16 protein-coding genes and 12 pseudogenes are annotated in these 24,488 nt (G+C 73.2%); 7 read left to right on the top strand and 21 right to left on the bottom strand.

The window, feature by feature from the left end; translation table 11 throughout:
* The first annotated feature begins 24 nt into the window (after positions 1–24).
* A complete protein-coding gene (locus UK94_RS06175) occupies positions 25–702 on the top strand; it encodes a TetR/AcrR family transcriptional regulator (RefSeq protein ID WP_011604960.1) in 678 nt (225 codons plus the stop codon).
* Positions 703–991: 289 nt separating this feature from the next.
* Here UK94_RS06175 and UK94_RS41610 read toward each other — a convergent pair.
* From UK94_RS41610 to UK94_RS41560, 10 genes and pseudogenes are all read right to left on the bottom strand, one after another.
* Positions 992–1,608: pseudogene (locus UK94_RS41610) on the bottom strand (ABC transporter substrate-binding protein); the annotation flags it as partial.
* Position 1,609: 1 nt separating this feature from the next.
* Positions 1,610–2,239, bottom strand: a 630-nt coding sequence (locus tag UK94_RS41605; RefSeq protein WP_235486685.1) for an ABC transporter substrate-binding protein, incomplete at its 3' end; no start/stop codon positions are given.
* Positions 2,240–2,341: 102 nt separating this feature from the next.
* Positions 2,342–2,528: ferredoxin (locus tag UK94_RS06165; RefSeq protein ID WP_235486683.1), on the bottom strand; the 187-nt coding region annotated here is incomplete at its 3' end.
* On the bottom strand, positions 2,525–3,256 hold the full coding sequence (locus UK94_RS41600) for a cytochrome P450 (RefSeq protein ID WP_235486805.1): 732 nt from the start codon (positions 3,254–3,256) through the stop codon (positions 2,525–2,527). The genes UK94_RS41600 and UK94_RS06165, both read right to left, overlap by 4 nt.
* Before the next feature lie 675 nt (positions 3,257–3,931).
* Entirely contained in the window at positions 3,932–4,609 is a 678-nt protein-coding gene (locus UK94_RS06155; RefSeq protein WP_041939398.1) for an ATP-binding cassette domain-containing protein, read from the bottom strand.
* Positions 4,606–5,721: an ABC transporter ATP-binding protein gene (locus tag UK94_RS41595; protein ID WP_268761233.1), complete on the bottom strand. Its 1,116-nt coding sequence runs from the start codon at positions 5,719–5,721 to the stop codon at positions 4,606–4,608. The genes UK94_RS06155 and UK94_RS41595 overlap by 4 nt, the downstream gene beginning before the upstream one ends.
* Positions 5,722–6,264: 543 nt before the next feature.
* Positions 6,265–8,232 (bottom strand): annotated as a pseudogene (locus UK94_RS41590) (ABC transporter); the annotation flags it as partial.
* 165 nt (positions 8,233–8,397) lie between these two features.
* Positions 8,398–8,999, bottom strand: a pseudogene (locus UK94_RS41585) (ABC transporter substrate-binding protein); the annotation flags it as partial.
* 62 nt (positions 9,000–9,061) lie between these two features.
* Positions 9,062–9,242 (bottom strand): annotated as a pseudogene (locus UK94_RS41570) (branched-chain amino acid ABC transporter substrate-binding protein); the annotation flags it as partial.
* A 43-nt stretch (positions 9,243–9,285) separates the two neighbouring features.
* Positions 9,286–9,573 (bottom strand): ABC transporter substrate-binding protein (locus UK94_RS41560; RefSeq protein ID WP_235486799.1); only part of this gene is annotated, 288 nt, incomplete at its 3' end.
* A gap of 1,618 nt (positions 9,574–11,191) precedes the next feature.
* On the opposite strand from UK94_RS41560, the gene UK94_RS06140 reads away from it, so the two are divergent.
* The gene (locus UK94_RS06140; protein WP_011604971.1) at positions 11,192–11,710 is read left to right on the top strand and encodes a flavin reductase family protein; all 519 of its coding nucleotides are present in this window, start codon (positions 11,192–11,194) and stop codon (positions 11,708–11,710) included.
* A 641-nt stretch (positions 11,711–12,351) separates the two neighbouring features.
* On the top strand, positions 12,352–13,167 hold the full coding sequence (modA, locus tag UK94_RS06135) for a molybdate ABC transporter substrate-binding protein (RefSeq protein WP_055749050.1): 816 nt from the start codon (positions 12,352–12,354) through the stop codon (positions 13,165–13,167).
* Positions 13,168–13,356: 189 nt separating this feature from the next.
* Here modA and UK94_RS41555 read toward each other — a convergent pair.
* The 10 genes and pseudogenes from UK94_RS41555 to UK94_RS41540 form a co-directional block, all read right to left on the bottom strand.
* Positions 13,357–13,706: pseudogene (locus tag UK94_RS41555) on the bottom strand (SAM-dependent methyltransferase); the annotation flags it as partial.
* Position 13,707: 1 nt separating this feature from the next.
* Positions 13,708–14,199 (bottom strand): SAM-dependent methyltransferase (locus UK94_RS41550; RefSeq protein ID WP_235486681.1); only part of this gene is annotated, 492 nt, incomplete at its 3' end.
* Positions 14,200–14,288: 89 nt separating this feature from the next.
* A complete protein-coding gene (locus UK94_RS06125) occupies positions 14,289–15,173 on the bottom strand; it encodes a metalloprotease (RefSeq protein ID WP_306280441.1) in 885 nt (294 codons plus the stop codon).
* Between the two features lie 113 nt (positions 15,174–15,286).
* Positions 15,287–15,544 (bottom strand): hypothetical protein, encoded by a 258-nt coding sequence (locus UK94_RS06120; protein WP_157892121.1) that lies wholly within the window; start codon positions 15,542–15,544, stop codon positions 15,287–15,289.
* 280 nt (positions 15,545–15,824) lie between these two features.
* Positions 15,825–16,211 (bottom strand): annotated as a pseudogene (rnhA, locus tag UK94_RS06115) (ribonuclease HI); the annotation flags it as partial.
* Between the two features lies 1 nt (position 16,212).
* Positions 16,213–16,298 (bottom strand): annotated as a pseudogene (gene rnhA, locus UK94_RS72945) (ribonuclease HI); the annotation flags it as partial.
* Between the two features lie 229 nt (positions 16,299–16,527).
* Complete coding sequence (locus tag UK94_RS06110) at positions 16,528–18,711, bottom strand: glycosyltransferase family 39 protein (protein ID WP_235486676.1); 2,184 nt, start codon at positions 18,709–18,711, stop codon at positions 16,528–16,530.
* Between the two features lie 421 nt (positions 18,712–19,132).
* Entirely contained in the window at positions 19,133–19,279 is a 147-nt protein-coding gene (locus tag UK94_RS33610) for a hypothetical protein (protein ID WP_157734138.1), read from the bottom strand.
* Between the two features lie 1,902 nt (positions 19,280–21,181).
* A complete protein-coding gene (locus tag UK94_RS41545) occupies positions 21,182–21,460 on the bottom strand; it encodes an Lrp/AsnC ligand binding domain-containing protein (protein WP_268761232.1) in 279 nt (92 codons plus the stop codon).
* A gap of 26 nt (positions 21,461–21,486) precedes the next feature.
* A pseudogene (locus UK94_RS41540) lies at positions 21,487–21,639 on the bottom strand (winged helix-turn-helix transcriptional regulator); the annotation flags it as partial.
* A gap of 458 nt (positions 21,640–22,097) precedes the next feature.
* On the opposite strand from UK94_RS41540, the pseudogene UK94_RS06095 reads away from it, so the two are divergent.
* The 4 pseudogenes from UK94_RS06095 to UK94_RS41530 form a co-directional block, all read left to right on the top strand.
* A pseudogene (locus UK94_RS06095) lies at positions 22,098–22,415 on the top strand (OB-fold domain-containing protein); the annotation flags it as partial.
* A 250-nt stretch (positions 22,416–22,665) separates the two neighbouring features.
* Positions 22,666–22,725: pseudogene (locus UK94_RS72940) on the top strand (hypothetical protein); the annotation flags it as partial.
* A 1-nt stretch (position 22,726) separates the two neighbouring features.
* Positions 22,727–23,423 (top strand): annotated as a pseudogene (locus UK94_RS41535) (thiolase family protein); the annotation flags it as partial.
* A 56-nt stretch (positions 23,424–23,479) separates the two neighbouring features.
* A pseudogene (locus UK94_RS41530) lies at positions 23,480–23,868 on the top strand (thiolase family protein); the annotation flags it as partial.
* 22 nt (positions 23,869–23,890) lie between these two features.
* Here UK94_RS41530 and UK94_RS06085 read toward each other — a convergent pair.
* Positions 23,891–24,484, bottom strand: a complete 594-nt coding sequence (locus UK94_RS06085) for a TetR/AcrR family transcriptional regulator (protein WP_055749045.1) — start codon at positions 24,482–24,484, stop codon at positions 23,891–23,893.
* Positions 24,485–24,488: the final 4 nt, after the last annotated feature.

Raw genomic sequence — 24,488 nt, 5'->3', positions numbered from 1 at the left:
CGGCAGAGGTGAGGGTGGGACCCGATGGCGGGACGGCAGCGCGGCGTCGACAAGCGCCGGGCCATCCTCGACGCCGCGGCGCCGATCTTCGGCACGCAGGGGTACGAGCGGGCGAGCGTGGACGCGATCGCCACCGCGGCCGGAGTGTCCAAGCCGACCATCTACAGCTACTTCGGCGGCAAGGAGAACCTGTTCCGCGAGTCCGTCGCCGACTCCGCCGTCGAGCAGAACGGCGACGCGCTGCGCGTGCTGCAGACCCTCGACGTCTCCCCCGAGCGCTGGCAGGCGAGCCTGTTCGAGGTGGGCGTGAAGCTGGTGGAGTGCCAGCGCAGCAGCTGCTCGATGTTCCTGTACCGCACGATCGCCGCCGAGTCCGCCCGCGATCCCGAGATCTACCGCACGGTGCGGGAGAAGGCCGGCGACCCGATCCTCGACGCGCTCACCGGGCGCCTGGCGATGCTCGGCAACGCCGGGCTGCTGCAGGTCGCGGATCCGGCGCTGGCCGCCCGCCAGTTCTTCGCGCTCATCAACGCGCAGATCCCCGAACTGACCGAGAACGGCACCCGCCCGGCGGCGGACGACGTCGTGCGTCGCGCCGTGCAGGCCGGCGTGCGCACGTTCCTGCTCGCCCACGGCGTGCCCGACCCCCAGCCGCCGGCCTCCACCTCGGTGTCCCAGGCCGCACATCCCCTCGCGAGCTGACGGCCTGCCCGCGCCACGTGATCCAGACCGGTCGAGGCACGGACGGCCTGGGCGCGGCGCCGCGGAACACCAGGATCACCGTTGTTGCCGCGCCCGGCAGCAGGGCGCGGTTCCGCGGAACCGCAGGCGGGGCTCGGGGTCGGGGTCGGGGTCGCAGACGAAGGCGCCATCGTGTCAAACGCGCCGGGCCGGGCCGACCACCCCACCTCGGGGAGTCGGCCCGGCCCAGGGCGAGGCGCGCCGGCCGGAGCCGGCTGGCGTCAGGTCCCGCGGACGGGACCCGACGGGGTCACTTGGCGCCGGCGGTAAGGATCTTCTGGCCGTCGTAGGACCTGCCCGTGGCGAGGAAGGTCTTCTTCGCCGGGTCCCAGCGCTGCCCCAGCAGGGTGTTGTTGAACAGCCGGGTCAGCCCGGGAACCGGGTTGGGCTTGGTGAAGTCCAGCGGCGGGACGAGCTGCAGGTCCAGGCCCTTGGTCTGGTTGAGCTGCGCCAGCAGGGACTTGGCGGTGAGGTCACCGGTGACCTTCTTGCCGACCTGCTCGACGATCTGCACCGCCAGCCAGCCGCCGATGGTGGAGGTGGAGTGGCGCAGGTTCTTCGCCGCGTCGGAGTCCCCGGCGGCGAAGTCCGCGTCGAGCTCGGACTGCAGCCGGGTCAGCTCCGGGTACTTCGCGCTCTGGTTGAGCAGCGGGAACGCGCCGACGGCGTAGAAGTTCTTCGCGGCGGGCCCGAGCTTGACCAGGTTCGCGTCCGAGATGGTGCCCGCGGCGTGGCAGTAGCTCAGTTTGTCCCCGCCGGCCTGGATGAGGCCGATCGAGCTGGGCTCGGCCAGGCCCATCGTGACGCCCTGGGCGCCGGCGTCGGTGATCCGGGCCGCGACGGGAGCGTAGTCGCTCGTCGTCACCGNCACCTTGATCTCCTGCGTGCCGACCCCGGCGGACTTGCCGCCGAGCCCGGCCAGCACCCCGAGGCGGGCGGCGGCGGCGATGTCGTAGTTGACGACCCCCATCTTGCTGATCTTGGCGGTGTCCTTGAGCAGCGGCGCGCAGACGGCCTCGTAGTACGTCGACGCCGGCTGGTAGACGAAGCTGATCTTCGAGGTGAGGTCCGAGCCGTCGCCGGCGATGCCCGAGGCGCCGATGCTGGGAATCCCGGCCTTCTCGAGGATGGCGTTGATGCCGCCCGCGGTGCTGAAGGCGGAGACGACGGCGAGGTACTTGCCGTTCACCGCCTTCTGGGCGCAGGCCTCGCCCGCGGCCTGGTCGTTCTTCGAGTCGCACACGTCGATCTGCACGGGATGGCCGTTGATGCCGCCGCGCTTGTTCAGCGCGCGCACGGCGGCCTTGGCCGCTCCGGCCTGCTCCGGGAAGTTCGTCGTCGGCGTCGTCAGCGGCACGATGGACAACAGCTTCACCGGGCTGGCCTTCGGGCCGTCCGCGGCCGGCGACGACTCCCCCGTCGTTCCGGACGAACCACACGCGGCCAGGGCCAGCGTGGCCCCCACCGCCAGCGCCGCCATCGCGCTTCTGGACCGCATCGTCTTCCTCATCTCTTGCCCGAACCCACTCTCAACTCGCAACTCGCCGCCGTTCCTCCACCCCGCCGGGGCGCTCCGCACCCCGCCGGGGGCTCTACACCNCGTCGAGCAGCACGGCCCGCTCCGGGCAGGCCTCCGCCGCGCGCCGGGCCAGCTCCACCCGGTCGGCCGGCACGTCCGCGACGGTCACCTCGCCGTAGCCGCTGTCGTCGTCGGTGAACAGCTCGGGGGCGAGGTCGTAACAGCGGCCGTGCCCCTGGCAGCGGGCGGTGTCGATCGTGAGCCTCATGCCTGCCCCGCGTCCGTCGGCCAGGTCAGCGCCAGCGAGTCCAGGCCGCGCAGTGTCGAGCCGTTCCAGGTGATGCTCGCCCCGGGCGCCAGGGAGTACTCGGGGATGAGCCGGTGCCATTCGCGCAGGACGGTGCGCAGCTCCATCCGGGCCAGGTGGGAGCCCAGGCAGCGGTGCGGGCCGCCGCCGAAGGCCAGGTGCCGCTTGTCGGCCCGGTCGAGGTCGACGACGCCGGCCCGCGGGTCCGCGTCGGGGTCGAGGTTGCCCGAGGCCAGCATCACGTGGACCATCTCGCCCTTCCGAACCGGGCAGCCGGCGACCTCGGTGTCACGGGTGACGATCCGCGGGACGGCCATCACCGGGGTCTCCCAGCGCAGCAGCTCCTCGACGATGGCCGGGATCGTCTCCGGGTCGGCGACGATCCGCTGCCGCGCCTCGGGGTGCTCCAGCAGGTAGGCGAGGATGCAGGTGAGGCTGATGGTGACGGTGTCCAGGCCGGCCATCATGAGCATGAAGCAGATCCCGAGCAGCTCCGGCTCGGTCAGCGGCCGGCCCTCGATCTCGGCCTTGAGCAGCTCGGTGATGAGGTCGTCGCGGGGCTCGGCGCGGCGCTGCGCGAGGACCGTCCCGAACAGGGTGAACACCTGCGTGCCGGCCTCGGTCTGGATCCGCAGCTTCTCGTCGGGGTCGTCGGTGAGCGACTCCGGCCGGATCAGCGCGTCCTTCATGTGCAGCAGGCCCGGCAGTTCGGACTGCGGCAGCCCGAACAGGGTGAGGAACACCGAGCAGGGCAGCGGGACCGCGAGGTCGGTGGCGAAGTCGCAGCTGCCGCGGTCGAGGAAACTCTCGATCGTGGCGACCGTGTTCGCCACGACCTCGGCCTCCAGGGCGGCCATCCGCCGCGGGGAGAACAGCGGGTCGAGGATGCGCCGGTACTTGGCGTGGTCGGGCGGGTCGACGCCCATCGGGATGGCGGGCAGCGGGCTGCTCATCAGCTCGGGGATGAGGTTGGAGAACACCTCGGGGTTGCGCAGGACCTCGTCGATCTCGGCACGGCGCAGGATCTGGATCCAGCCCTCGTGCCCCTCGTCGTAGTCGACCGGGCATTTCGCCCGCAGCCGGGAGAAGTAGGCGCGCGGGTCCTCGGCGCGCTGGCGTTCGAACTCGAGCCAGTCCAGCGTCGCGGCCCGCAGGCCGTGGCCGCCGTCGGCGGGCGCCGCCGCGCCCGCGGTGTCGTCTGGCATGTGCTGTTCCTCCAGGATCAGTGGGACTTCCGCCCGGGGCACGGACGGGGGCGATCGGGCCAGGCAGAAGGAAGATGGTCTGGCAGGCGGGCTGTCGGACACGCCGGCGATCAGGTCNGCCGGCTGGCGGCCAGGCGCGTGGATCAGGTGAGCGGGCTGTCAGGCCAGGTAGCCCTGTTCGACGAGCGCCGGGTCCGCGCGGGCCTCGGCGGCTGGTCCGGACCAGCGGACCCGCCCGCGGCTGAGCACCACGGCCCGGTCCGCGACCCGCAACGCCGCGCGGACGTGCTGCTCGACGAGCAGCACGGCCAGCCCCTCGTCGGCGGCGGCGCGCAGGGCGCCCAGCAGACGAGCCACCACCTGCGGGGCGAGGCCGAGCGAAAGCTCGTCGGCGAGCAGCGCCACCGGCCGCCGGGCCAGTACCCGGGCCAGGGTGAGCAGCTGCTGCTGGCCGCCGGAGAGCAGCCCGGCGCGGCGATCGAGATGCTCGGTGAGCTCGGGGAAGTCGGCCAGCGCGGACTGCGGGTCGACGCCGCCGATGCGCAGGTTCTGGCGGACGGTCAGCGACGGGGTGACGGCCCGCTCCTCGAGCACGACGCCGAGGCCCTGCCGGGCCCGCCGGTGCAGCGGCGCCGTGGTCGGCTCCCCCTGCCAGGTGACGGTCCCCTCGCTGGGGGTCAGGGCGCCGGCCAGCGCCATGAGCGTGGTGGTCTTGCCGGCGCCGTTCGGGCCGAGCAAGGCCACCACCTCCCCGCGGGCGACCTCGAGGTCGAGCCCGGCCACGACGGGCCCGGCGCCGTACCCGACGGCAAGTTGGCGGCATCCGACGACGCTCACCTGGCACCTCCAGCCACCGGCGGCACCGCCGCCGCCTCGCCGACCGGCACGGCCAGCGCCGCACCGTCCTTCCCGTCCCCGACCGCTGTATCGCCGGCCGAGCCGTTCCCGGCTCCGTCGCCGGCCGTCTGCTCCGGTGCGCTGGCCTGGGCCACGACGATCTCCTCCTCGGGGCCGCCGGCGCCCACTCCGTCCGCGGCGGCTCCATCGCCCCCCGCGGCGGCCTCATCCCCCACCGCATCCCCCACCGCCGGCGACTCCTCGACGAGAGGCTCGTCCGCCGGCGCCGACGACCCCGCCGCGGCAGCCTGCGCCACCGCCACCGCCACCGCCGCCGCCGCCGCCGGCGGATCGTCGGCCGGAGGGGTCTCGGTGTCGCTGCCCGCCTGGTCGTCGGCGGTGCTGTCCGCGGTCGGTTCGTCGGGGTGGCCGAGGTAGGCGGCGATGACGGCGGGATCGGCCTGGATGTCCGCCGGCGCGCCCTCGGCGATCCGGCGGCCGAACTCGAGGACCACCAGCCGGTCGCAGACTCCCATGACGAACGGCATGTCGTGCTCGATGAGCAGGACGGCGATCCCCCACTCGTCGGCCAGGCGGCGCACGAGCACGGCCAGCTCGGCGCTTTCGCGCTCGTCGAGACCGGCGGCCGGCTCGTCGAGCAGCAGCACGGACGGCGCGGTCGCGACGGCGCGGGCGATCGCCACCAGCCGGCGGCGCCCGTAGGACAACGCCGACACCGGCGTGTCCAGCGCGTCGGCCAGGCCGAACTCGCGGACCGCGGCCTGGGCGGGGGCGCTCAGCGGGCGGTTGCCCGGCCAGACCAGGCCGGTGACGTAGGCGGCGAGGTCGCGCGGGTCGCTGGCGGCGCGCAGGTTCTCCGCGACGGTGAGGTCCTCGAACAGTTCGAGGTTCTGGAACGACCGGCTCACCCCCGCCCGCACCCGGCGATGCGCCCGCAGCCCGTCCAGGCGGGTGTCGCCCACCCGGACCGTGCCCGCCGCCGTCGCCGCGTACCCGGTGATGGCGTCGATGATCGTCGTCTTGCCGGCGCCGTTGGGACCGATGAGCCCGACGACGGTGCCCGGCGCCACCTCGAACCCGACGCCGTCCACGGCGACGACTCCGCCCCAGCGCACCGTGACGTCCTCGACGGTCAGCGTCGCCGGCCGCACCCGCAGCGCCTGCGGCGCGGCCACCGCGTCCTGTGGGGGCGCCGACTCCGCGGTGGCCGGGACGTCGGCCTCGACCGCCGCCCCCTCGACCGCCGCCTCCTCGGCCGCCGCCTCCTCGGCCGCCGCCTCCTCGGCCGCCACAGCCTCGGCCGGTGCCTCGACGACGGGTGCCGCCGCGGGCGCGGGGCCGGCGAGTACGGCGTCGGAACGACCCAGNCGGGCGGCGACGAGGACGGGCAGCGGCAGGCGGGCCCGGCCGGCCAGGCCGCCGGCGAGCCCCGTGCCTCCGGAGCGGATCAGCACCAGCAGCAGGATGATCCCGCCGATCAGCGGCAGGTAGCGGTCGATCTCGCGCAGCCAGTCGGTGAGCCGGTCACCGAACAGCACGCCCAGCACCGCGAGGACGACCAGGGCGCCGGCCGGCAGCCAGCGCGTCCACCGGGCCGCACCGACCTTCCCGAAGCCGCCGACCTGCCCGGACGNACCGACCTGCCCAGAGGCGCCGACCGTCCCAGCCGCACCGGCCAGCCGGGACCGGTCGACCTGGCCGCGGGCGAGCCCGCCGAGCCCGTACCCGAGCAGGCCGGCGAGCACGGCGCCGACGGTGCGCGGCAGCACGGTGGAGCCGCCGAAGCGGTCGGACAGCCAGCCGGCGAGCTGCTGACCGAGGGTGGCGGGGGCGAGCAGAGCGCCGATCCCGGCGCCGCTGATGTAGCCGACGCCGCCGACGACGGCGTAGGCGACGACGAGGATGCCGGTGAACGGCAGGAAGTCCCCGTCGTCGTAGCTGATGTTGCGGTCGGCGAAGGCGAGCAGCACGCCACCGAGCCCGGCGATGGCCGCGGACAACCCGAAGGCGTAGATCTTCGCCGCGAACACGCTGATGCCCAGGGACGCCGCCGCCCGTTCGTTGGTGCGCACCGCGATGAGCCGCCGCCCGGCCCGGCCGCGGCGCACCGCGGACACCGCGAGCCCCGCGAGCAGCAGCAGGATCAGCGCCAGGGTGGCGTAGGCGCGCGGGTCGTCGGTGCGGTCGACCGGGATGCCGAGGAAGTGCAGCGGGGCGTCGGCGGTGGCGACGACGGTGCCCTGCTGGTCGAGCACGCCCCCGAAGATCGAGGAGCTCTGGCCGTCCGCGGGGGGTGAGGAGTAGCCACGCTGGAACAGGATCGCGCTGACGGTGACGCCGAGCCCCAGGGTGACCACGGCGAGCTGCAGGCCGCGGGTGCGCAGCGCCGGCAGGGCGAACAGCACGCCGACGGCGGTGGTGGCCAGCACACCGACCACCAGGGCGGCGGCGAACGGCCAGCCCTCGGCCGCCACCAGGCGTCCCGCGACGAGCGCGGCGATGCCGGCCAGCGCGCTCTGGGCCAGCGAGAGCTGGCCGGCGTAGCCGACGAGGACCACCAGTGACAGCAGGATCAGCGCGTACCCGGACTGGATGGCCACCGCGTTGACCCACGGATCGGGCAGCACCAGCCAGACGAGCGCCACCAGCAGGGCGAACCCGCCGACCAGCACCGGGAGGTTGATCGCCCCGGAGCCGAGCGGCGGACGGTCCTCGGCCTGGTGGGCGCGGTCGGGGATGCCGCTGCCCCGCGCGACGAGCAACGCGATGATGACGACGACCGGCAGGGCGCTGTCGAGCCCCTGCGCCCAGTCGTGCGGGCCGGTCAGATGCACCTGGAGCTGGAGTTCGACGAGCGCCAGCAGCAGCCCGCCGACGAGCGCGAGCGGGAACGAGCGGAACCCGGCGGCGAGCGCGACCGCCAACGCGGGGACGACCAGCAGGACCAGGCTCGTCGACGACAGCGGGTTCTGCAGCGGGGCGAGCAGGACACCGGCGAGGCCCGCGAGCACCCCGCCGCCGAACCAGCAGGCCCCGGCGACCACGTCGGCCGACCAGCCGAGGGTCGCCGCCGCGGCCGGCCCCTCGGCGACGGCGGTGGTGACCGCCCCGGCGGTGGTGGACCGGAAGAACGCCCACAGCGCGGCGACCAGGACGACGACGACGCCGAGGCGGACGAAGACGTGCACCCCGACCGGCTTGCCGAACACCTCGACGACGGACTGCGGCAGAAACGACGGCACCGAGCGGCTCTGCCCGCCGAAGGCCAGCACCACCGCGGCCTGTAGGACGATGAGCAGGCCCAGCGTGGCGACGACCCGGTTGAGCGGCGCGGCATGGCGCATCGGGCGCAGCACCGCGGCGTGGAACAGCAGCGCGACCGCCCCGGTGAGCACGACGACGACGACGGCGGCGAGCGCGGTCGGCAGCCCCCACCCATCACCGGCCTCGTGGAACAGATAGGCCGCGAACATCACCAGCGCACCCTGCCCGAGGTTCAGCACTCCGGAACCCCGGTGGATCAGTACCAGACCTGCCGCCACAAAGGCATACAGCGCACCGGTCCCGAGACTGATGACGGCGTATCCAAGAAAGCTGCCCACAGCACCACCCCAGCCCGAACTCTAGCAAGTTCGATCCGCACCGAGAACCGGTCGATTGCTTTCCTCGACACCGCCGGCCGTCATGTCGACGCGCCNCCCGCGCCTGCACAGGGCCACACCATAGCGCGGCTAGCACCTGTCAACGCACGGGTCCGGTTTCCCGCCTCACTCACCGGTGCTGAAGCGTTGGCCGCAGAGCGGCTGCGGGCTGGCGACATCAAAATGGTCACCGCTTTCGGCGACCCGGACGAAGTCGAAGCACGGGTCGAGCCGACCCTGATCGGTGGCGTAATTGATCTTATTGACCAGCATCCCGTCGGCATCGTAGTCGGTCACCCCACGCAGGCCCTTCATGTAGGACTCCCGCGTAGGACAGCCATGCTGAGTCTTCAGGCCACGGATGAACAGATCCGCGCTCAACCAGCCGATGATGGCACTCTGCTGGCCGGGCGGGGAGACCTCCGGAGAGTAGTCCGCCATCGCCTGCAGGAACCGGCGCTGGACCGGCCGGTGGCGTTCCAACGCGGCGTAGGAGAGCGACGCGTAGGTGCCGGCGAGCTGCCGCCCGTAGGGGGCGAGCAGGCGCGGGTCGTAGCTGACGGCGGACACGGCGACCTTGAACGGGTGCCCGGCACTGACGGCTGCGTCCAGAACGCCGGTGTAGAGGTCGAGCGGTGCCGCGGCGATGATCGTGTCGGCCCCGGAGGCGATGATTTTGCGGGCGACGTCGGCGGCGTTGGTGCCGTCGACGTCCTGGGTGACCGCGTNGATGCCCGCGTGCTGCAGNCTCTTCGTCACTCCGTCCGCGTAGAGCTTGGCGGTCTCGCTNAGAAAGCTGACGACGACCGCGGCCCTGGTGCCACCCTGCTGGCGGACGAAGTCGCCGATCGTCGTCGTGCTCTGCCCCGTCTGGGTGGTCAGGATGACGGTGAAGGTGTTGCGGTGTGCCGCCCAGCCGGGCTGGTCGGCGGCGCCGATCACCGGCACTCCCACCTCGTCGAGGTAGGCGANGGACTGCTGGGACACCGCGGTGTACTGAATGACGGCGAAGGNGTTCTGGGCGACCAGGCCACGGGCGCCCTGCAGGTTGCCGCGGGGGTCGGACTGATCGTCCTGCCAGGCAAAGTCGATCTTCCGACCGTCGACGCCGCCGGCGGCGTTCTCGACACCGAAGCGGGCGCTCACACCTGCCCGGTAGCCGGTGAACTGAGCGGCCATCACCCCGGTGTCCGGATAGAGCAGACCTACTTTGATCGAGCTGTCGGTCACACCGGGAGCACACGAACCGGACGCGGAACTTCCGCTCTCCGTCGCATCGCCGGAGCTACAGGCCGCCAGCATCAGCACCGCAGCGACCGCCGCCACGCCCAGTCTCGTGCGCTTCACCCGTCAAAGCCGCCTCTCGATCGCGCCGAGGTTTCCCGAGCCCGCGACCATCCCACTGTTCTGACGAATTTCCGCCCGGCCACGCAAGCGCGATCGGGTATCGGACTCGGCCAGCGAAGTCGCTGCCGGAACCGTCACAACTGCATGGCACGTCAACGTCCACACCAGATCAGTGCGGACGACATGCCTCACGGCAGCACAACAGTCAGTACAGGTCCGATCCTTCGGCATCTTCACTGAACGATCACGGGTTTTGTCGACGGAAACGTACCAGGCGGGACGCACACCAGAACCAACCGGGGGGTGCTCTCCGTATCCCGCCCGCACCCTTAGACAGCCGCCTCAAGAATTCACAACGAGTCCCATCCGACCTGCCCTGTGACGCGTCCGCCCCGCTCACCCGACGGTGACGCGGGGCCACCCGCCACCCCATCACGCCATCGATCTGTATACGGACGATCCCGGGAGGGACAACGTTNGGCGCAGCGGGCACGACGATCCGCGCCCAAGAGCGCGCCTGCCCCGGCGAACGCACCGGCACCCGACCGCCCCCGACTGCCGGCCGAACGGTGCACGGGCCCGCGACGTGGGGCGATCCGTCGGCGCGGCGGTCCCGCCGCCGCCGAGATCTTCGTCGGGCCGACCCCGGGACCCCATCCCGATACCACTTGTCTCCGGATGGACAATGGCGGGCGGACGGCGAGCCACCGTCCGGCGAGAAGAACACGCCCGGACCGGGCGCCACACCCACCCCGCCTGCGGACCGGGCGGCGATCGGCGGGTCCGCACGACGTGTGGATCCGCACCAACAGTGAGCTAGGTCATAGTCGATCCCGCCTCGCCGCGGCGTATCCCCACCGGCGGCAGCAGGCTGCCGCCGGACCGCGGTTCGGATGCCCCGATCGGTCCGTTGACCTGCCATTGGCGCGGATTTAGTGTGGAAGCGTGCAGCTCACTCCGTGGCCTACGGCCGGCGCGTCCGCGTGCGCCTGCGTGGAGGGTCGCGACGACCAGCCACGTCTGCGGCGTCGGCGTCACGTCGACTTCGGGCACAGCAACAGCGATCTCTGTCGCCCCTGCCGCTGAGTCACCCCGCCCCGGTCACTCTCGCCCGCGAGCGCCCGCNCCGGTCCGCCCCGGGAAGGCCTGCTCGGTGNCGATGCCACTGTCGTGAGCATTGCGGGCCCCTGCGCCCTACCGAACGGCGCGTCCCGCACGGTCGCCGCGCGCCCGGCCCCGCGGGGTGGCCCGCCCCCTGGTGACACGTCCGCCTCCAGCCGGCGCCCCCTGCCGCCCGTAGCGGCGTCGGTGGCCCTGACCAGCACGTGTCCGGTCCCCCTCTACCCGGCTTCCAGCGCCCGAGCTCCCAGCCACAGGCCGCGGCCCACCCCCGGAGCCGGACTCCTGCCGCCACCGGNCCGCGGCGAGCCTGCCCGCCGGGCACGGCCGCCGCCCAGAGCACGGTCCCGCTGCTCGGAACCACGCGCCACCCCCAGAACCACGTCTCGCCGCTCAGAACCACGTCTCGCCGCTCAGAACCACGTCTCGCCCCTCGAACCTCGGGAGCATCCGTATGACCGCCTCGCTTCGCCAGACCCAGGGAGCCACCAGGGCGCGCGCCGTCGACGGCGACCTGTTCCGGACCGTCTTCCGGGGTCACCCGGCGGGCGTCGCCGTCATCACGACGGACGCCGGCGTGGGACCGGTCGGCTTCACCGCGACCTCGCTGGCGTCGCTGTCCGCCGAGCCCCCGATGGTCGTCTTCGCGATCTCGTCGAGCGCGTCGGCCTGGCCGCACCTGCGCACCGCCGACACGTTCGTCGTCAACCTGCTCTCCTCGGAGCAGGAGGAGGTCGCCCGCCGCTTCGCCCGCAGCGGCATCGACCGGTTCGCCGCACCGACCCGCTGGAGCGCACTGCCCACCGGCGAGCCGCTGCTCGACGGCGGCCGGGCCTGGCTGCGCTGCGCCACCCGCCCGCCGATCGAGGCCGGCGACCACTTCCTCATCGTCGGCCTGGTCCTGGAGGCGGCGACCGATCCCGCCGCGGCCCCGCTGATCTACCACGACCGCACCTTCCACGCCCTGCCCTGAGCCTGCCCACACGCCGAGTCGGCGCACGCGCCTCGGCTCGGCTCGGCTGGTCCCCGCCCGCAGCGTCCACGGCCCGCACCCCACCAGGGGGGCGGGCCGTGTGCGTGTCGGCACCCGGTGGGCCTGCGCCCCGCACACCCATCACCCCCACCAGGACCATCGGCGCGGTGCGCGGGAGGCGTTGCGGTGCGATGCGCGCGACCCAGGGCTAAGACCGTGCGGAACGCACCGCAACCGGCCCCACCCGGCTTCGCACTCACGCGTCCGGGCGGGCCGGGGCGAGGTCCCCGACCGCGGCCGTGACGCGGACGGGATCCGGCCGGAGTCGGACCGCAGTTGCGGATGGTTTCGAGACACCCCCACCTGGTCGCAACGTACAAGCGGCACTATCATGCATCCAGTTTCGCATCTGCGGCATCGTCTACCAGCGGCGTCCGCAGGTGCGAGCGGGTTCCGTCGCCGTCGGAGTACTCCGCACGGCTCGGCGCCCGCGGCGACGACGGCGTCGCCATGGGTCGGTTCGGTGACGACGAGTGACATCGAGGCGTCCGACCGCACAGCCGACAGTGGATGTTCGTAGGGGCGGTCGACCGCGCGCGATGGCGCCGGCGACCGGCCGTGGTGCGTAGGAACGGGGATTCGTGAGATTTCGCAGGGTGAAAACGGCGCTGGCGGTCGTGGCCAGCGCCGGTCTGCTCGCCGCCGGGTGTGGCAGCAGCGGGAGCGACGGGGGCACGGCCGCCACGCCGGCGCCCGCCACCACCAGTGCCTCCAGCGGTGTGACGGGCACAATCACCGTGTTCGCCGCAGCGTCGTTGACCGGGACGTTCACGACGCTCGGCAAGCAGTTCGAGGCCGCCAACCCGGGGTCCACCGTGAAGTTCTCCTTCGCGGGCAGTTCCGCGCTGGCGCAGCAGATCACCTCCGGCGCGCCCGCGGACGTGTTCGCCGCGGCGAGCCCGGCGACGATGAAGACCGTCACCGACGCCTCGGAGAACTCCTCGGCGCCGAAGGTCTTCGTCCGCAACCAGCTCGTCATCGCCGTGCCGAAGGCCAACCCGAAGGGCATCACGGACCTGCCCGACCTGGCGAAGCCGGGCGTGAAGGTCGCGTTGTGCGCCGACGCGGTGCCCTGCGGCGCGGCGGCCAAGAAGGCGCTGGCCGCGGCCGGGGTGAACCTGACTCCCGTCACCCTCGAGCAGGACGTCAAGTCGGCCCTCTCGAAGGTCACCCTCGGTGAGGTCGACGCGGCGCTGGTCTACCGCACGGACGCGAAGGCCGCGGGCGACAAGGTGACCGGCATCGAGTTCCCCGAGTCGGCGAAGGCCATCAACGACTACCCGATCGCCACTCTCAAGGCCGGCAAGAACGCCGCCGGCGGCAAGGCGTGGGTGGACTACGTCACCTCCGACAAGGGCGAGGCGGTCCTGACCGCGGCCGGTTTCCAGGCCCCCTGATCCCCGCCACGGCCCGCGCCGGCCACCGGTAGCGGGCGGCATCTCGGCCACGGTTGCCCGGGAGAGTCATCCCGGGCAACCGTGGCCGTCGCCATGTCCGGACGCCGGCCGCAGCGGCGGATGGCGGCCAGACGGGTGGCGTGCAGGCAGGTGGCGGTCAGCGGCGGGTGGCGGTCAGGCAGGTGGCGGTCAGCGGCGGGTGGCGACGAGGAAGCCGTCGGCGAGGGGGCCGGGCGCGGGGCGTCCGGCCTCGGCGGCGAGCTCGGAGCGTAGCCGAGCCTGGAGCACCTGCCAGCCGTGGCGGGGCAGCCAGTCGAGGGGGGACTCGCCGAGGCCGCCCTTGAGCAGGGTCGCGAACTCCGCCAGCTCCGGGGTGGCACGCAGCTCGTCGAGCAGCCACGTGTCGGCCTGGTACTCGAATCCCAGCAGGCTGCCCGGGACGGACAGCTCCCCGACGGTGGTGAGCAGGTGGGCGGCCGCCTCCGCGTCGAGGTAGGGCAGCAGGCCCTCGACGAGCCAGGTGGTGCGTTCCCGTGGCCNTAGGCCCGCGCGGGTCAGCGCGCTCGACCAGTCGCCGGCGAGATCGGCGGGGACGGTGATCCGCTCGGCACGCGCGGTGGCGTGCCGGGTGTCGAGGACCGCCTGCTTGAACGTCAGCATCTCCGGCAGGTCCACCTCGAACAGCCGGGTGCCGGCGGGCCAGGACAGCCGGTGGGCGCGGGTGTCCAGGCCCGCGGCGAGCAGGACGAACTGGCGCTGGCCGGCGTCGGCGGCGCGGGTCAGGTAGTCGTCGAAGAAGCGGGTGCGTTGCACGCCGTGGGAGTCCACCACGTCGATGAAGCGGGCGAAGGCGCCGGCGGGGCCGGCGGCCGCCGGGCCACCGGCCGCCTCGACGAACGCCTCCGCGTAGGGGTCGTCGAAGAGCCGGTCGCGGCGCGCGCTCTCCCGGGCGCGGACCCACGCCATGCCGACGGCGGTCAGACCCACCCCGGCGGGAACCTCGATCTGATCGGACGCAGCCCTGAAGGTCATAACTGACCGTAACTCCGTCCTCGCAACCGGGCCGCGCCGATGGTGACCCAGCGTCACTCATCGGGCGGCGCGTGGATGCGGGTCGCTGGTCAGAACGACACGTCGCCCGTCTCGGACCTGCCGATCGTGTGGCAGGTGGAGCTGTCGCGCAGGTAGCCGAGGGCGAACGCCTGGGCGCGTTGGCGGGGAGAGCCGTGGGCGTCGGGGGCGCTGGCGGGCTCCTGGGCGAACCAGCCGCCGCGGGTGTCGCCGAGGCTGTAGAACAGCAGGGCGCCCTGCAGCGCGTCGCGGACGGCGATGCGCCCGGCGTCGTGCGCGGCGGAGGCCTGCCGACCGGCGAAGCAGTCGGCCTGGTTCTCCTCGGCGCGGGTGACGACTCCCAGGTTGCCGCCGATGCGGTCGCCGCGGTGGGACAGCTCGTGCATGAGGACGAACAGCGGGTAGGTGGGCCCGCCGACCTGCGCCAGCTCATCGAGGAAGTCGACGCTGTAGGCGACCGTGTCGTCGAGCGTGCAGTACAACGCGTTGTCGGCGAACTGCCGGGGGTCGTTGACCTGCCGGCCACAGGCGTCGTCGGGCACCTCACCGTCGTGGTATGGGACGAAGCGCGGCGCCGTCCAGGCGTCGCCGAGTTCGCCGTGCCAGAAGGTGTTCAGCGCGCCGGGGCAGCCGACCGGCTCGTTGATGAGCCGTTCGACGTCCTGCACGTCGCTGACCTTGCCGCCGCACGACGGCTTCGACGCCGTCGTCGCGGCCGTGGACGACCCGCCGGCGTCCGTCCACGACCCGCCGGCGTCCGCCGACGGCCCGCCGAGGCCGCGCGCCGACGACCCACCGGCGTCCCGGCCGGACGACCCGCCGGTATCACGGTCGGACGACCCGCCGGTGGCGGTGCTCGTGCCGATGCTGCCGGCAGCGTTGAGGGGACCACCCGTCGCGGAGGCGTTGCAGCCGGCCAGAAGGCCGACAGACATGACGATCGCGGCCAAGGCCGCCCAGATGACCCGCACGACGGTCAACCGTAGAGGCGATCGTTTGCGTCCGGGGAACCGTCGACGTCCCCGCGAAGGTCGTCGAGGGTGCGCCGCTATCGCGCCGGCGGGGCGCCGCGGGCCCGGGGGCGTCCGGGTGCCGGGCTCCCGGGTCCGCGCCGCGCCGCGCCCCTCTCCGCCAGGGCGACCCGGATAGCCGCAGGTAGAGCGACCGTGAAGGGGCTCATCACCGCCGCTGGGAGGCTGACGGGGACGGCCGCGAGGCCGGGCTCACCGGAGCACAGGGCGATGACGGTGATCGCGATCAGGATCGCGAGGCCGACCAGCGCGGCCGCGGCGGTGAGCACTTTCACCAGAAGGTCGGCCGGTAAGGGGGGTGCTGGCACCGGCCCGTTCGGGGGACGTCGGGCCATGGGCGACCTCCATCGAATGCAAAACCATCGTCGAATGCATCTGCACGTGCATGATGCCATGCCGAAGTACACTGCATCCGACAAATGCGCCGGCCACGGCGGCTCAGGCCTGGCCTGGCCTGGCCTGGCCGATCGGGCCGGGCTGAGNCGGGCTGGGGCTGAGCCGGTGCTGGGCCGGGCTGGGCTGGGCCGGGCCGAATCGGGCGCCGTCCCCTCTGGTTCAGGCGGGCGGCGGTGTCTGGCGAGCCTCCTGCAGACCCCGGGCGGCCAGGGCGTCCGCGCGTTCGTTGCCGGGGTCGCCGGCGTGCCCGCGGACCCACAACCACTCGACCTCGTGTCGGGCGACGGCGGCCTCCAGCCGCTGCCACAGGTCGGCGTTGCGCACCGGCGTGCGGTCCTTCGTCAGCCAGCCGTTGCGCCGCCATCCGGCGATCCAGGTGGTGATCCCGCTGCGCAGGTAGGTGCTGTCGGTGTGCAGGCGCACCACGGACGGCCGGGTCAGTGCCTCCAGCGCCATGATGGCCGCGGTGAGCTCCATCCTGTTGTTCGTCGTGCGCGCCGGCTCGCCGCCGTGCAGCTCCCGCTCGTGCTCGCCGTAGCGCAGCACNGCGCCCCAGCCGCCGGGCCCCGGATTGCCGCTGCACGCCCCGTCGGTATGGATGTCGACGGCGACGCGCCCGTCGCGCTGCGCCATGCCGCGCGACATTACCGCCCTGTGCGGGAGGCGTCGCGGCTGGTGCCTGTCCACCGTGCCGAGCATCCAGCCGCCGAACGACGTACGACGAACGACGATCCAAGTGTTCCGCGGAACCGCGCCACGGCCATCTCGCCCGCGCCGCGGGGCGGGGCAGGGCGCATGGGTCTACCGGGCCCCGGTTCACGTGACGCGGACAGGCCGCCCGATCACGATCGGCTACGCGGACTCAGTCGAGGCCGACCGCGACGGCCAGCGTGGGGCGGACCGGGGCGGGCAGCCATCCCACCGCGGCGCGGCCGGGCACCTGGCGCCAGCCCAGCCCGGGGGTCAGCAGGGTCAGCGCGCCCGAGCCGTGCCGGCGCGCCAGCGGGATGCGTTCCTCCCAGCGGGCGGGGCCCGCGGCGGTCGGCTGGACGACTCCGACGACGAGCTCTCCCGGCAGCGTCGCCGTGCCGGCGCCAAGCTCCCCCGCGCCCGCCGGCTCCCCCGACGTGACCACCAGCGTCGCGTCGATCACCGCCGGGCCGGCGATCGACGGGTCGGCGATCGACGGGTCGACGCGGTCGCCGGCAGACGGTGTCACCGGGAAGATCCGGGTCTGCGCGCCCAGGCGCACGTAGGCGGCCGCACCGGCGGCGGAGCCGGCGGGCAGGCGAGCGGTCAGGTGTACCCGGATCCGCTCGCCGCTGACCTGGCGCAACGCGGTGAACGAGCCGTAGAAGCTGGCGGGGGCTGCCGGGTCGGCGATCTCGTCCGGGCGCAGTCGGTACAGCGCCCGGCCCGGGACATCCTCGGGCAGGGTCGCCGTCGCGGGGCCGAGGTCCGCCGCGTACAGCACGCGGCCGTGCAGGTCCGGCCGGTTGCGCAGCGTCTGGTAGGGCACCTGGGTGTACCGGCTGGGCACCTGGGGCGTCACGACGACCACCGCCGGGGCGGGAAAGCGGTCCGGGAGCAGGGCGGCGAGGAAGGCGTTGTGGTCGTTGACCCAGCGCTGCCCGTCGACCTTGCCGGGCACCGCCGACGCGGTGAGCAGGACCATCGTCACCACGACCACGCCGGCCGCGGTGGGCCGCAGCACGGCGGCCCGCGGGAGGGCGGCGGCGGCCGACCACAGCCGGCGGGCGCCGTCCGCGGCGAGGATCAGGATCGGGGTCAGGGCGGCCAGGTGGTAGTGCGGGCCGAGCCCGTCGCGCAGCCCCGGCATCGCGAACGCCGAGCCCCACCAGAACAGATATCCGCCCGCGACCGCGACCACCGTCACCACGAGCAGCAGCCGCTGCGCCCGCCGCCGCGCGAGCACCGCCCCGACGGCGGCGAACCCGACCACCACCACGCCGCCGAACAGCCAGCCCGGCGCGGCGGTGCAGGTCTGCTCCAGAGCCCGCAGCGCGAGGTGGCGGGTGAAGGTGAACGTCGGCTCGGACGGCAGGATCCGCCGGGGACCGAAGCCGAAGCGGTCCAGCGGATCGGAGGCGGACAGCGGCATCCGCAGGGCGGAGCCCGTGACCAGCCGGCAGAACACCAGCAGCACGGCGACGAACGGCGCCGCGCCGAGGACCGCCCAGCCGACCCGCGCAGGTATCGCCCGCGGCTGGCGGCGTAACCGCGCGAGCGCGAACACGACCACCCCGGTCAGCACCAGCACCGCGTCGAAGGGGCGCAGCAGCAGCGCGAAGCCCGCGCCGGCCCCGCCGGCGAGCAGCGAGCTCCGGGCGCCGGTGCGGGCCCCACGCAGCAGCGCCGCGCTGGCCAGGGTGAGGGTGGCCGCGCCGCAGGCGTAGGCCAGCGGCAGCGCAGTGTGCACGACGACGAGCGGCGACCCGGCCACCAGGGCCGCGGCCAGTACCGCGCTCGCCGCGTCGTCGAGCAGCTCCCGGGCCAGCCGGTACGTCCCGGCAACCCAGCCGGCGGCGACGAGGGCCGGCGCGACCGTCATGGTGCCGAACAGCGCCTGCGAGGCGGCGAGCAGCGCCGGCCAGCCGGGCAGGTACTTGGTGAACAGCCGGCCGTCGTGCTCGCCCGTCAGCCAGGGCCGGAAGAACGGCTCCATCGTGGCGGCGTCCAGGGTGAGGTGCCCGTCGAGCAGCATCCGGGCCTGCAGGACGTAGGCGGCCTCGTCGGCGTCGCCGGAGCCGTCGCGGAACAGCGTCGCCTGTAGGACGAGGCTCGCCGTGAACGAGCAGACGCAGATCACGGCGACGGCGAGCGCCGGCCGCGACCAGGCCGCCCGGCCCGACCCCCGGTCCGACCCGCCGACCCGCCCGCCCGGGCCCGACGGCCACCGCAGTTGTACCCGCCGGTCCGGGGCGGACCGTGCCGCCGAGCTGGGCTGGCGCGGCACGGGCAGCGTCACCGGACCGGGGCTGCGCGTCGCCGGGGACGGGACGTCCGCCGCGGACTCGACCGCCATGGGCTCGACCGCCGACGACCCCACCGCCGACGACCCCACCGCCGACGGACCCACCGCCGACGGCCCCACTGCCGCCCTGCGCGCCCGCGCCCACGGTGGTGAGCCCGCGCCCATCTCCCCCGCCCATCCCGTTCCGGAGCCGCACAACCGTCCCCGGAACCATCCATCCGTCGCCGGAACCGTCCATCCGTCCCGGACTCCATCGCGCCGGCCCCGGGTGCCGCTCAGCAGGTCGGCGGATCCCTCCCGCCGAAGTCGCCTTCCGCGGCGCCGACCGTCCCGTACCGCCTGCGCGGAATCGCGCCATCAGAGTAAAGCGCCCCTTTTCTGGATGTTCGCGAGGGGTGTCCGCAGCACCACGCCGTGTTTTCCAGCGGCCCCCTGACCTGCGGTGCCGAGGCCCCGGGGTAGCGCGGACGGCTCATTCCCGGGACGTCACGAGGCTGGCGGTGGCTGCGGGTGACCGGGCGCTGTCGCCGACCGAGGTCAGGTCGCCGACCGAGGTCAGGTCGCCGGCCGGGGTGAGATCGCCGGCCGGGGATCCGGCAGATCCGATGGACCTCCCCACCGGCCTCCACGATCTACGGCTGGAGGACCAGGCCTGCGGGTGGAGCCACGTCGACCACGAGACGGATCAGTCCGGCGACGGTCGAATCCAGCCGCAGGGGTCGTTCGCGCGCCCGGCCGAGTCCAGCCAGGGCCTACCGCCCGCTACCAGGGCAGGGCGGCCGGCTGCTACTCGGGGCCGGCGTCCGACCACCAGGTGGTCAGGTCGGCAAGATCGAGCTGCTTCGACACCCCGTAGGCGAGAATGTCGAGGTCGGTGTCGGTCCAGATGATGATGTTCTGTTGGTCCGCGCTGACATAGCAGGCTCGACGGCCGTGNGGGTAGGTCTCGACTCCCTCACGGGGACAGCCTCCGGCGGTCAGATCCGACGCGTAGGTGTCGAAGACCTGGTTCATCGACGTTTGGCTGTCGTACTGGTAGTAACGGGCGTTGTCCGGGGTCATCGAGCCGCTCGGGAAACAGNCCTNCGACGCGAGGAGCCCGGAGGTGAAGCTCGTCTCCGTCTCGGAGAACTCCTGGCAGGTCGGTCGGAGATCGCTCGGTATGTGGTTGAGAAGGCTGTTCGCGCTCGTGTCCGCCGGGCTCGCGCTCTGCTCGCGCTGCGCTGTCTCGCCGTGGTCGATCCCGAACAGCAGCAGCCCTGCCAGCACCAGGATGGTGCCGCTGACGACGGACACGATCAGCGGGGCACGGAGTCGGGGGCCGACCCCCCGGCGGCCGGGCGCGGCCTGGAGCGCCGCGTCCAGCCGTTCGGTCGTGTCGTCGTCCAGCGCCTCCCGGTACCTCGCCAGGGCGTCGGGGTCGGNGGCGGCGGCATACCGGTACAGGTTGAGGTACCGGTTGGTCAGGTGGGGCTCGGCGGCACCGAGCTGCGCGAGTCGAGNCAGGATTTTGCGGNGGACCACCACAGCCTGCTCGAACACACCCCGGACGGCGAGACTTGGGGTGAGGTCCTTGCCGACGAGAAGCCTGTTCGTCGCGGTCAGAGCCGACCGGAGATCCGCGCACGACTGCCCGATCTGATCACCGGAGTAGGCCGTGGCGCGCACGTACGGGAGCAGGAGGAGTCTGAACGGCGCGAGATACTGGAACAGCCCGAGGACGAGCAGGACCGGCATCAACTGCTGGTGCCGTGCCTTGAGCGCACCGATATAGCGAGCGATGAGAAAGGTCAGCTGGCCACGGTTCTCGTCGGTCTGCAGGTCGGCGACGAGATCACCCTCCAGGATGATGATCCTGGTGCCCAGGTAGCTGGTCAGGCTCGTCGACCGTGCCGCCTTGTCGACCACGTACACGTCCACCGGTTTGCGGTAGTCCAACCGCTCACGGACGTCGGAGANCACCTCCTGGAGCACCGGCAACGTCTGTTCGGTGACCCGGATGGCGTGGCCGAGCAGACGGGCCCGAAGGATCTGCAGAACGAGCCAGACCGCCGCGAGGACGAACAGAACGAAAAGCACGACCACGAGCGGAACAATCCAGCTGGTACGTTGAGCGGCTCGAACCAGAAGCATGATCNCAATGCCGAGGACCACACTCGCCGAGCCCAACGCGAAAGCCAGCCGCGACGGTTCAAAGGGGTGGCGAAGCGTCCGAAAAGATGGCGTCGACATGCCCGGCCCCCCAGACCCGATCAGACCGGCCACGGCAGCACCTGCCGGAGCGGACAGTTCCCGTCGCACGCCCGCAGGCGGATCGCCGTACGGCTTCCGGTCCGCTGGCACCACAGGAGATTGTCACCTATAACGTACTACGCACCCTTGGTCCCGTGAGCAGAGAACCGGCCGGCGGGCGGGCGGCGCCGGCGGGGCACGGGGCGGTGACCGTCGCGCTGTCGGCGACCAGCGCCGCCCGGGCCGCGAGGATCCGGTCGACGCGGCCGGGGTCACCGCCGGGGCNGCGCTAGTCGGTGGAGTCGGCGGAGTCGGCCGGTTCGATCGGCTCGACGGTGGCCGAGCGGCGGTGGTCGAACACCAGACTTGTGTGCACGTCGAAGACCTCGGGCCGGGCGGTGAGCCGGTCGATGACGAGGCGGTAGAGCCCGTCGACGTCCGGCACCGCGACGTGCAGGAGGAAATCGAAGGATCCGGTCGTGGAGAACAGGCTCACCGTTTCGGCGAGGTCGGCCGCCCACGCGCGGAAAGCCTCGATCACCGCTCGGGAGGGCGGTCTGACCCGCACGGATATCAGGGCCTGCACCGGCCTGNCGATCGCGGCGAGATCGACCTCGGCGCGAAACCCGCTGATGATGCCCCGCTCCACCAGCGAGCGCACCCGCTGCAGGGAGGTCGAGGGCACCACATGGGTGGCCAGGGCGAGATCCCGGTTGGTCCGCCGGCCGTTCTGCTGCAACAGGCGCANCAGGGCCCGGTCGAGCTCGTCCAAGCCGATTCCCCTCGCCGTCAGGGCATTGATGACCCGCCCTCGGAGTATTTATTGCAGTCGCGACATCGTAGCAACATGTCCCGGTATCGGGCGGGTTGTGCCGAGTGCGTCTCGTCCGGGGAACCCGCGACCAGGGAAAACGCGGACGGAACGTTTAGGCGATGTGCGCCGCCGGCACTTTCAGGCGGATCCGCGGCGTGGCGGATCGCGGCGGCGATCGGCGCCGCGAGCGGCCTGACGGCGGACCGGTTGCCGCTGCCTGGGGCGGATGGTAAGCCCACAGAGGGTGGATGGTGATCGGCGGGGCCGCGCCCCCGCAGCCGCGTCCGGCGTGGGATCCGCCGTCGCCACCACGGCCCGTCCCGCGGCGGACCACCCACGCGTCCGCCGGTCGGCCGGCCGCGGACGGAATCCGACCCCTGAGGAGCACCCCGTGCCGCAGACCGTCCCGTTCGTCGACTATCTGGTCCTGGGCGAGCGACCGCACCTGGTCGCCCGCGCATGCACCGGGTGCGGCGCACGCTTCTTCGACCGGCGCAATGCGTGCGCGAACTGTTTCGCCACCTCCTTCACGCAGGTGGACGTCCCCACCGAGGGGGAGGTACGCGCGTTCACGATCGTCGCCCACGCCGCCCCCGGGGTACCCGTGCCGTTCGTGTCGGCGACGGTGGACTGCGCCGGCACGAGCGTGCGTGCCAACCTCGTCAACGTCGAGCCCACGCCCGAGGCGGTGCGCCTGGGGATGAAGGTGNGCCTCGCGCTCACCCCGGTGGGCGTCGACCAGGCGGGCACCGAGGCGATCAGCTTCGGCTTCGAGCCCCGCCCCTGAAGGCCTCGGCGTCCCGGGAACCACCGCAGCCCTTCGGCAGGAACCAACCCTCCGGCAGGACCCAACCCTTTCGGCAGGACCACCCTTTCCGCAGGACGACCCTTTCCGCGGGCCTCCCGTTCCGCGGGACCTCCCTTTCCGCAGGATCACCCTTTCGGCAGGAGATGACGACATGGCCAGCGATGACGTGTGGATCCTCGGCATCAGCATGACGCGGTTCGGCAAGCACCCCNACTCCGACCTGATCGACCTGGCCGCCGAGGCGACCATGAACGCCATCGCGGATGCCGGGATCACCATGCGGGAGATCGGCATTCTCGCCGCGGGCAACCTGCGCGGCGGCGGCGGGATCGGCCAGGCCTTACAGAAGCAGGTGGGCCAGACCGGCATCCCCGTCTACAACGTGGCCAACGCCTGCGCGACGGGGGCGACCGCCGTCCGCGTCGTCCACATGGCGCTACGCGCCGGGGAGGCGGACTTCGGTCTCGCGGTCGGTGTGGAGAAGCTCGCCGGCGCCGGGTTGCTCGCCGGCGGCGAGCGGGCGGGCGACTCGACCACCTGGACGCCGCAGGGCCGCTTCGGCGCGGTCGGTCCGCTCGACGGGCGGATCGGCACGGAGACGATGCCCGGGGTCTTCGCCCAGATCGGCATGGAGTACGGCCACCGCTACGGCGGCACGAGCTTCGAGCTGTTCGCCCGGATCTCCGAGAAGAACCACGCGCACTCGACGCTGAACCCGCTGGCCTCCTACCAGCGCCGCTTCACCCTGGACGAGATCATGAACGACGTCATGATCTCCTACCCGAACACCCGGCCGATGTGCTCGGCGAACTGCGACGGGGCCGCGGCCGCGGTGCTCGTCACCGATGCCGCGCTGCGGACCCTGGCCCCCGAGCAGCGCCGCCGGGCGGTGAAGATCTCCGCCTCGGTNCTGACCACCGACCCGTGGGAGGAGGCCTGCCAGGTGCTGCCGAACGTCAACACGNTGACCCGCAACGCCGCGCGGCGCGCCTACGACATCGCCGGCGTCGATCCGGAGGACCTCGACCTCGTCGAGCTGCACGACTGCTTCGCCACCGCCGAGCTGGTCCACTACGACAACCTGATGCTGTGCCCGGAGGGCGGCGCGGTGGACTTCTTCCACTCGGGCGCGACCTGGCGGGACGGGTCGACGCCGGTGAACGTCTCCGGCGGGCTGCAGTCCAAGGGGCACCCGATCTCGGCGACCGGCATCGCGAACATCTGGGAGGTGGCGACCCACCTGCGCGGCGAGGCCGGCGACCGGCAGATCCCCGGGGCCCGCGTCGGCCTGACCCATGTGATCGGGCTGGGTTCGGCCTGCGGCGTGCACATCCTCGAACGCGCCGCCGCCTGACCCCCGGCGGACGCCGGGCGGCTCAGGGGCGGCCCGGCGGGGTGGCCCGGGGGCGCAGGCCGTCCATGAACAGGTCCAGCAGGCGTCCTGCCTGCGCGCGCTGGGCGGGTTCGCCGGCGGCGAGGGCGACGCCGGCGAGCCCGGTGAGCAGGTCGACCGGCTCGACGTCGGGGCGGACCGTCCCGGCGGCGTCCCCGGCGGCGAGCAGGGAGGTGACGGCGGCGACCATCCGCTCGCGGCTGTGGGCGAACGGATCGCCGCCGGAGGCGATGACGGCCCGCAGCGCGTCGGCCATCCCTCGCTTGGCGGTGGTGTAGTCGAGGAAGGCGTCCATCCAGGCGCGGAGGGCCGCGGCCGGCGGCAGGCGGCCCAGCAGCGCCGGCGCCGCGTCGCACAGCCGGCCGAGCTCGGCGCGGTAGACCGCCTCGACGAGCACCTCGCGGGTCGGGAAGTGCCGGTAGAGGGTGGCGATGCCGACCCCGGCGTCGCGCGCGACGGCCTCCAGCGGCACGCCCGGGCCACCTGCGGAGAAGGCCCGCAGGGCGGCGTCGAGGACCTGGTCGCGGTTGCGACGGGCGTCGGCCCGCAGCGGCCTGGTCCTGCCGTGCGCCGGCATCGCT

Source organism: Frankia sp. AvcI1, assembly GCF_001420875.1.
GTDB lineage: Bacteria > Actinomycetota > Actinomycetes > Frankiales > Frankiaceae > Frankia > Frankia alni.
Note: the sequence above shows the minus strand (reverse complement) of the source record. Positions and strands in the feature narration are given on the sequence as shown.

What these genes read in the sequence shown, in the direction of transcription:
- UK94_RS06175 (WP_011604960.1), top strand. Translation starts at nt 25, where the DNA reads ATGGCGGGACGGCAGCGCGGCGTCGACAAGCGCCGGGCCATCCTCGAC.
- UK94_RS41600 (WP_235486805.1), bottom strand. Translation starts at nt 3,256, where the DNA reads ATGAAGGACGCGCTGATCCGGCCGGAGTCGCTCACCGACGACCCCGAC.
- UK94_RS06140 (WP_011604971.1), top strand. Translation starts at nt 11,192, where the DNA reads ATGACCGCCTCGCTTCGCCAGACCCAGGGAGCCACCAGGGCGCGCGCC.
- UK94_RS06125 (WP_306280441.1), bottom strand. Translation starts at nt 15,173, where the DNA reads ATGTCTGTCGGCCTTCTGGCCGGCTGCAACGCCTCCGCGACGGGTGGT.
- UK94_RS06110 (WP_235486676.1), bottom strand. Translation starts at nt 18,711, where the DNA reads ATGGCGGTCGAGTCCGCGGCGGACGTCCCGTCCCCGGCGACGCGCAGC.
- UK94_RS06085 (WP_055749045.1), bottom strand. Translation starts at nt 24,484, where the DNA reads ATGCCGGCGCACGGCAGGACCAGGCCGCTGCGGGCCGACGCCCGTCGC.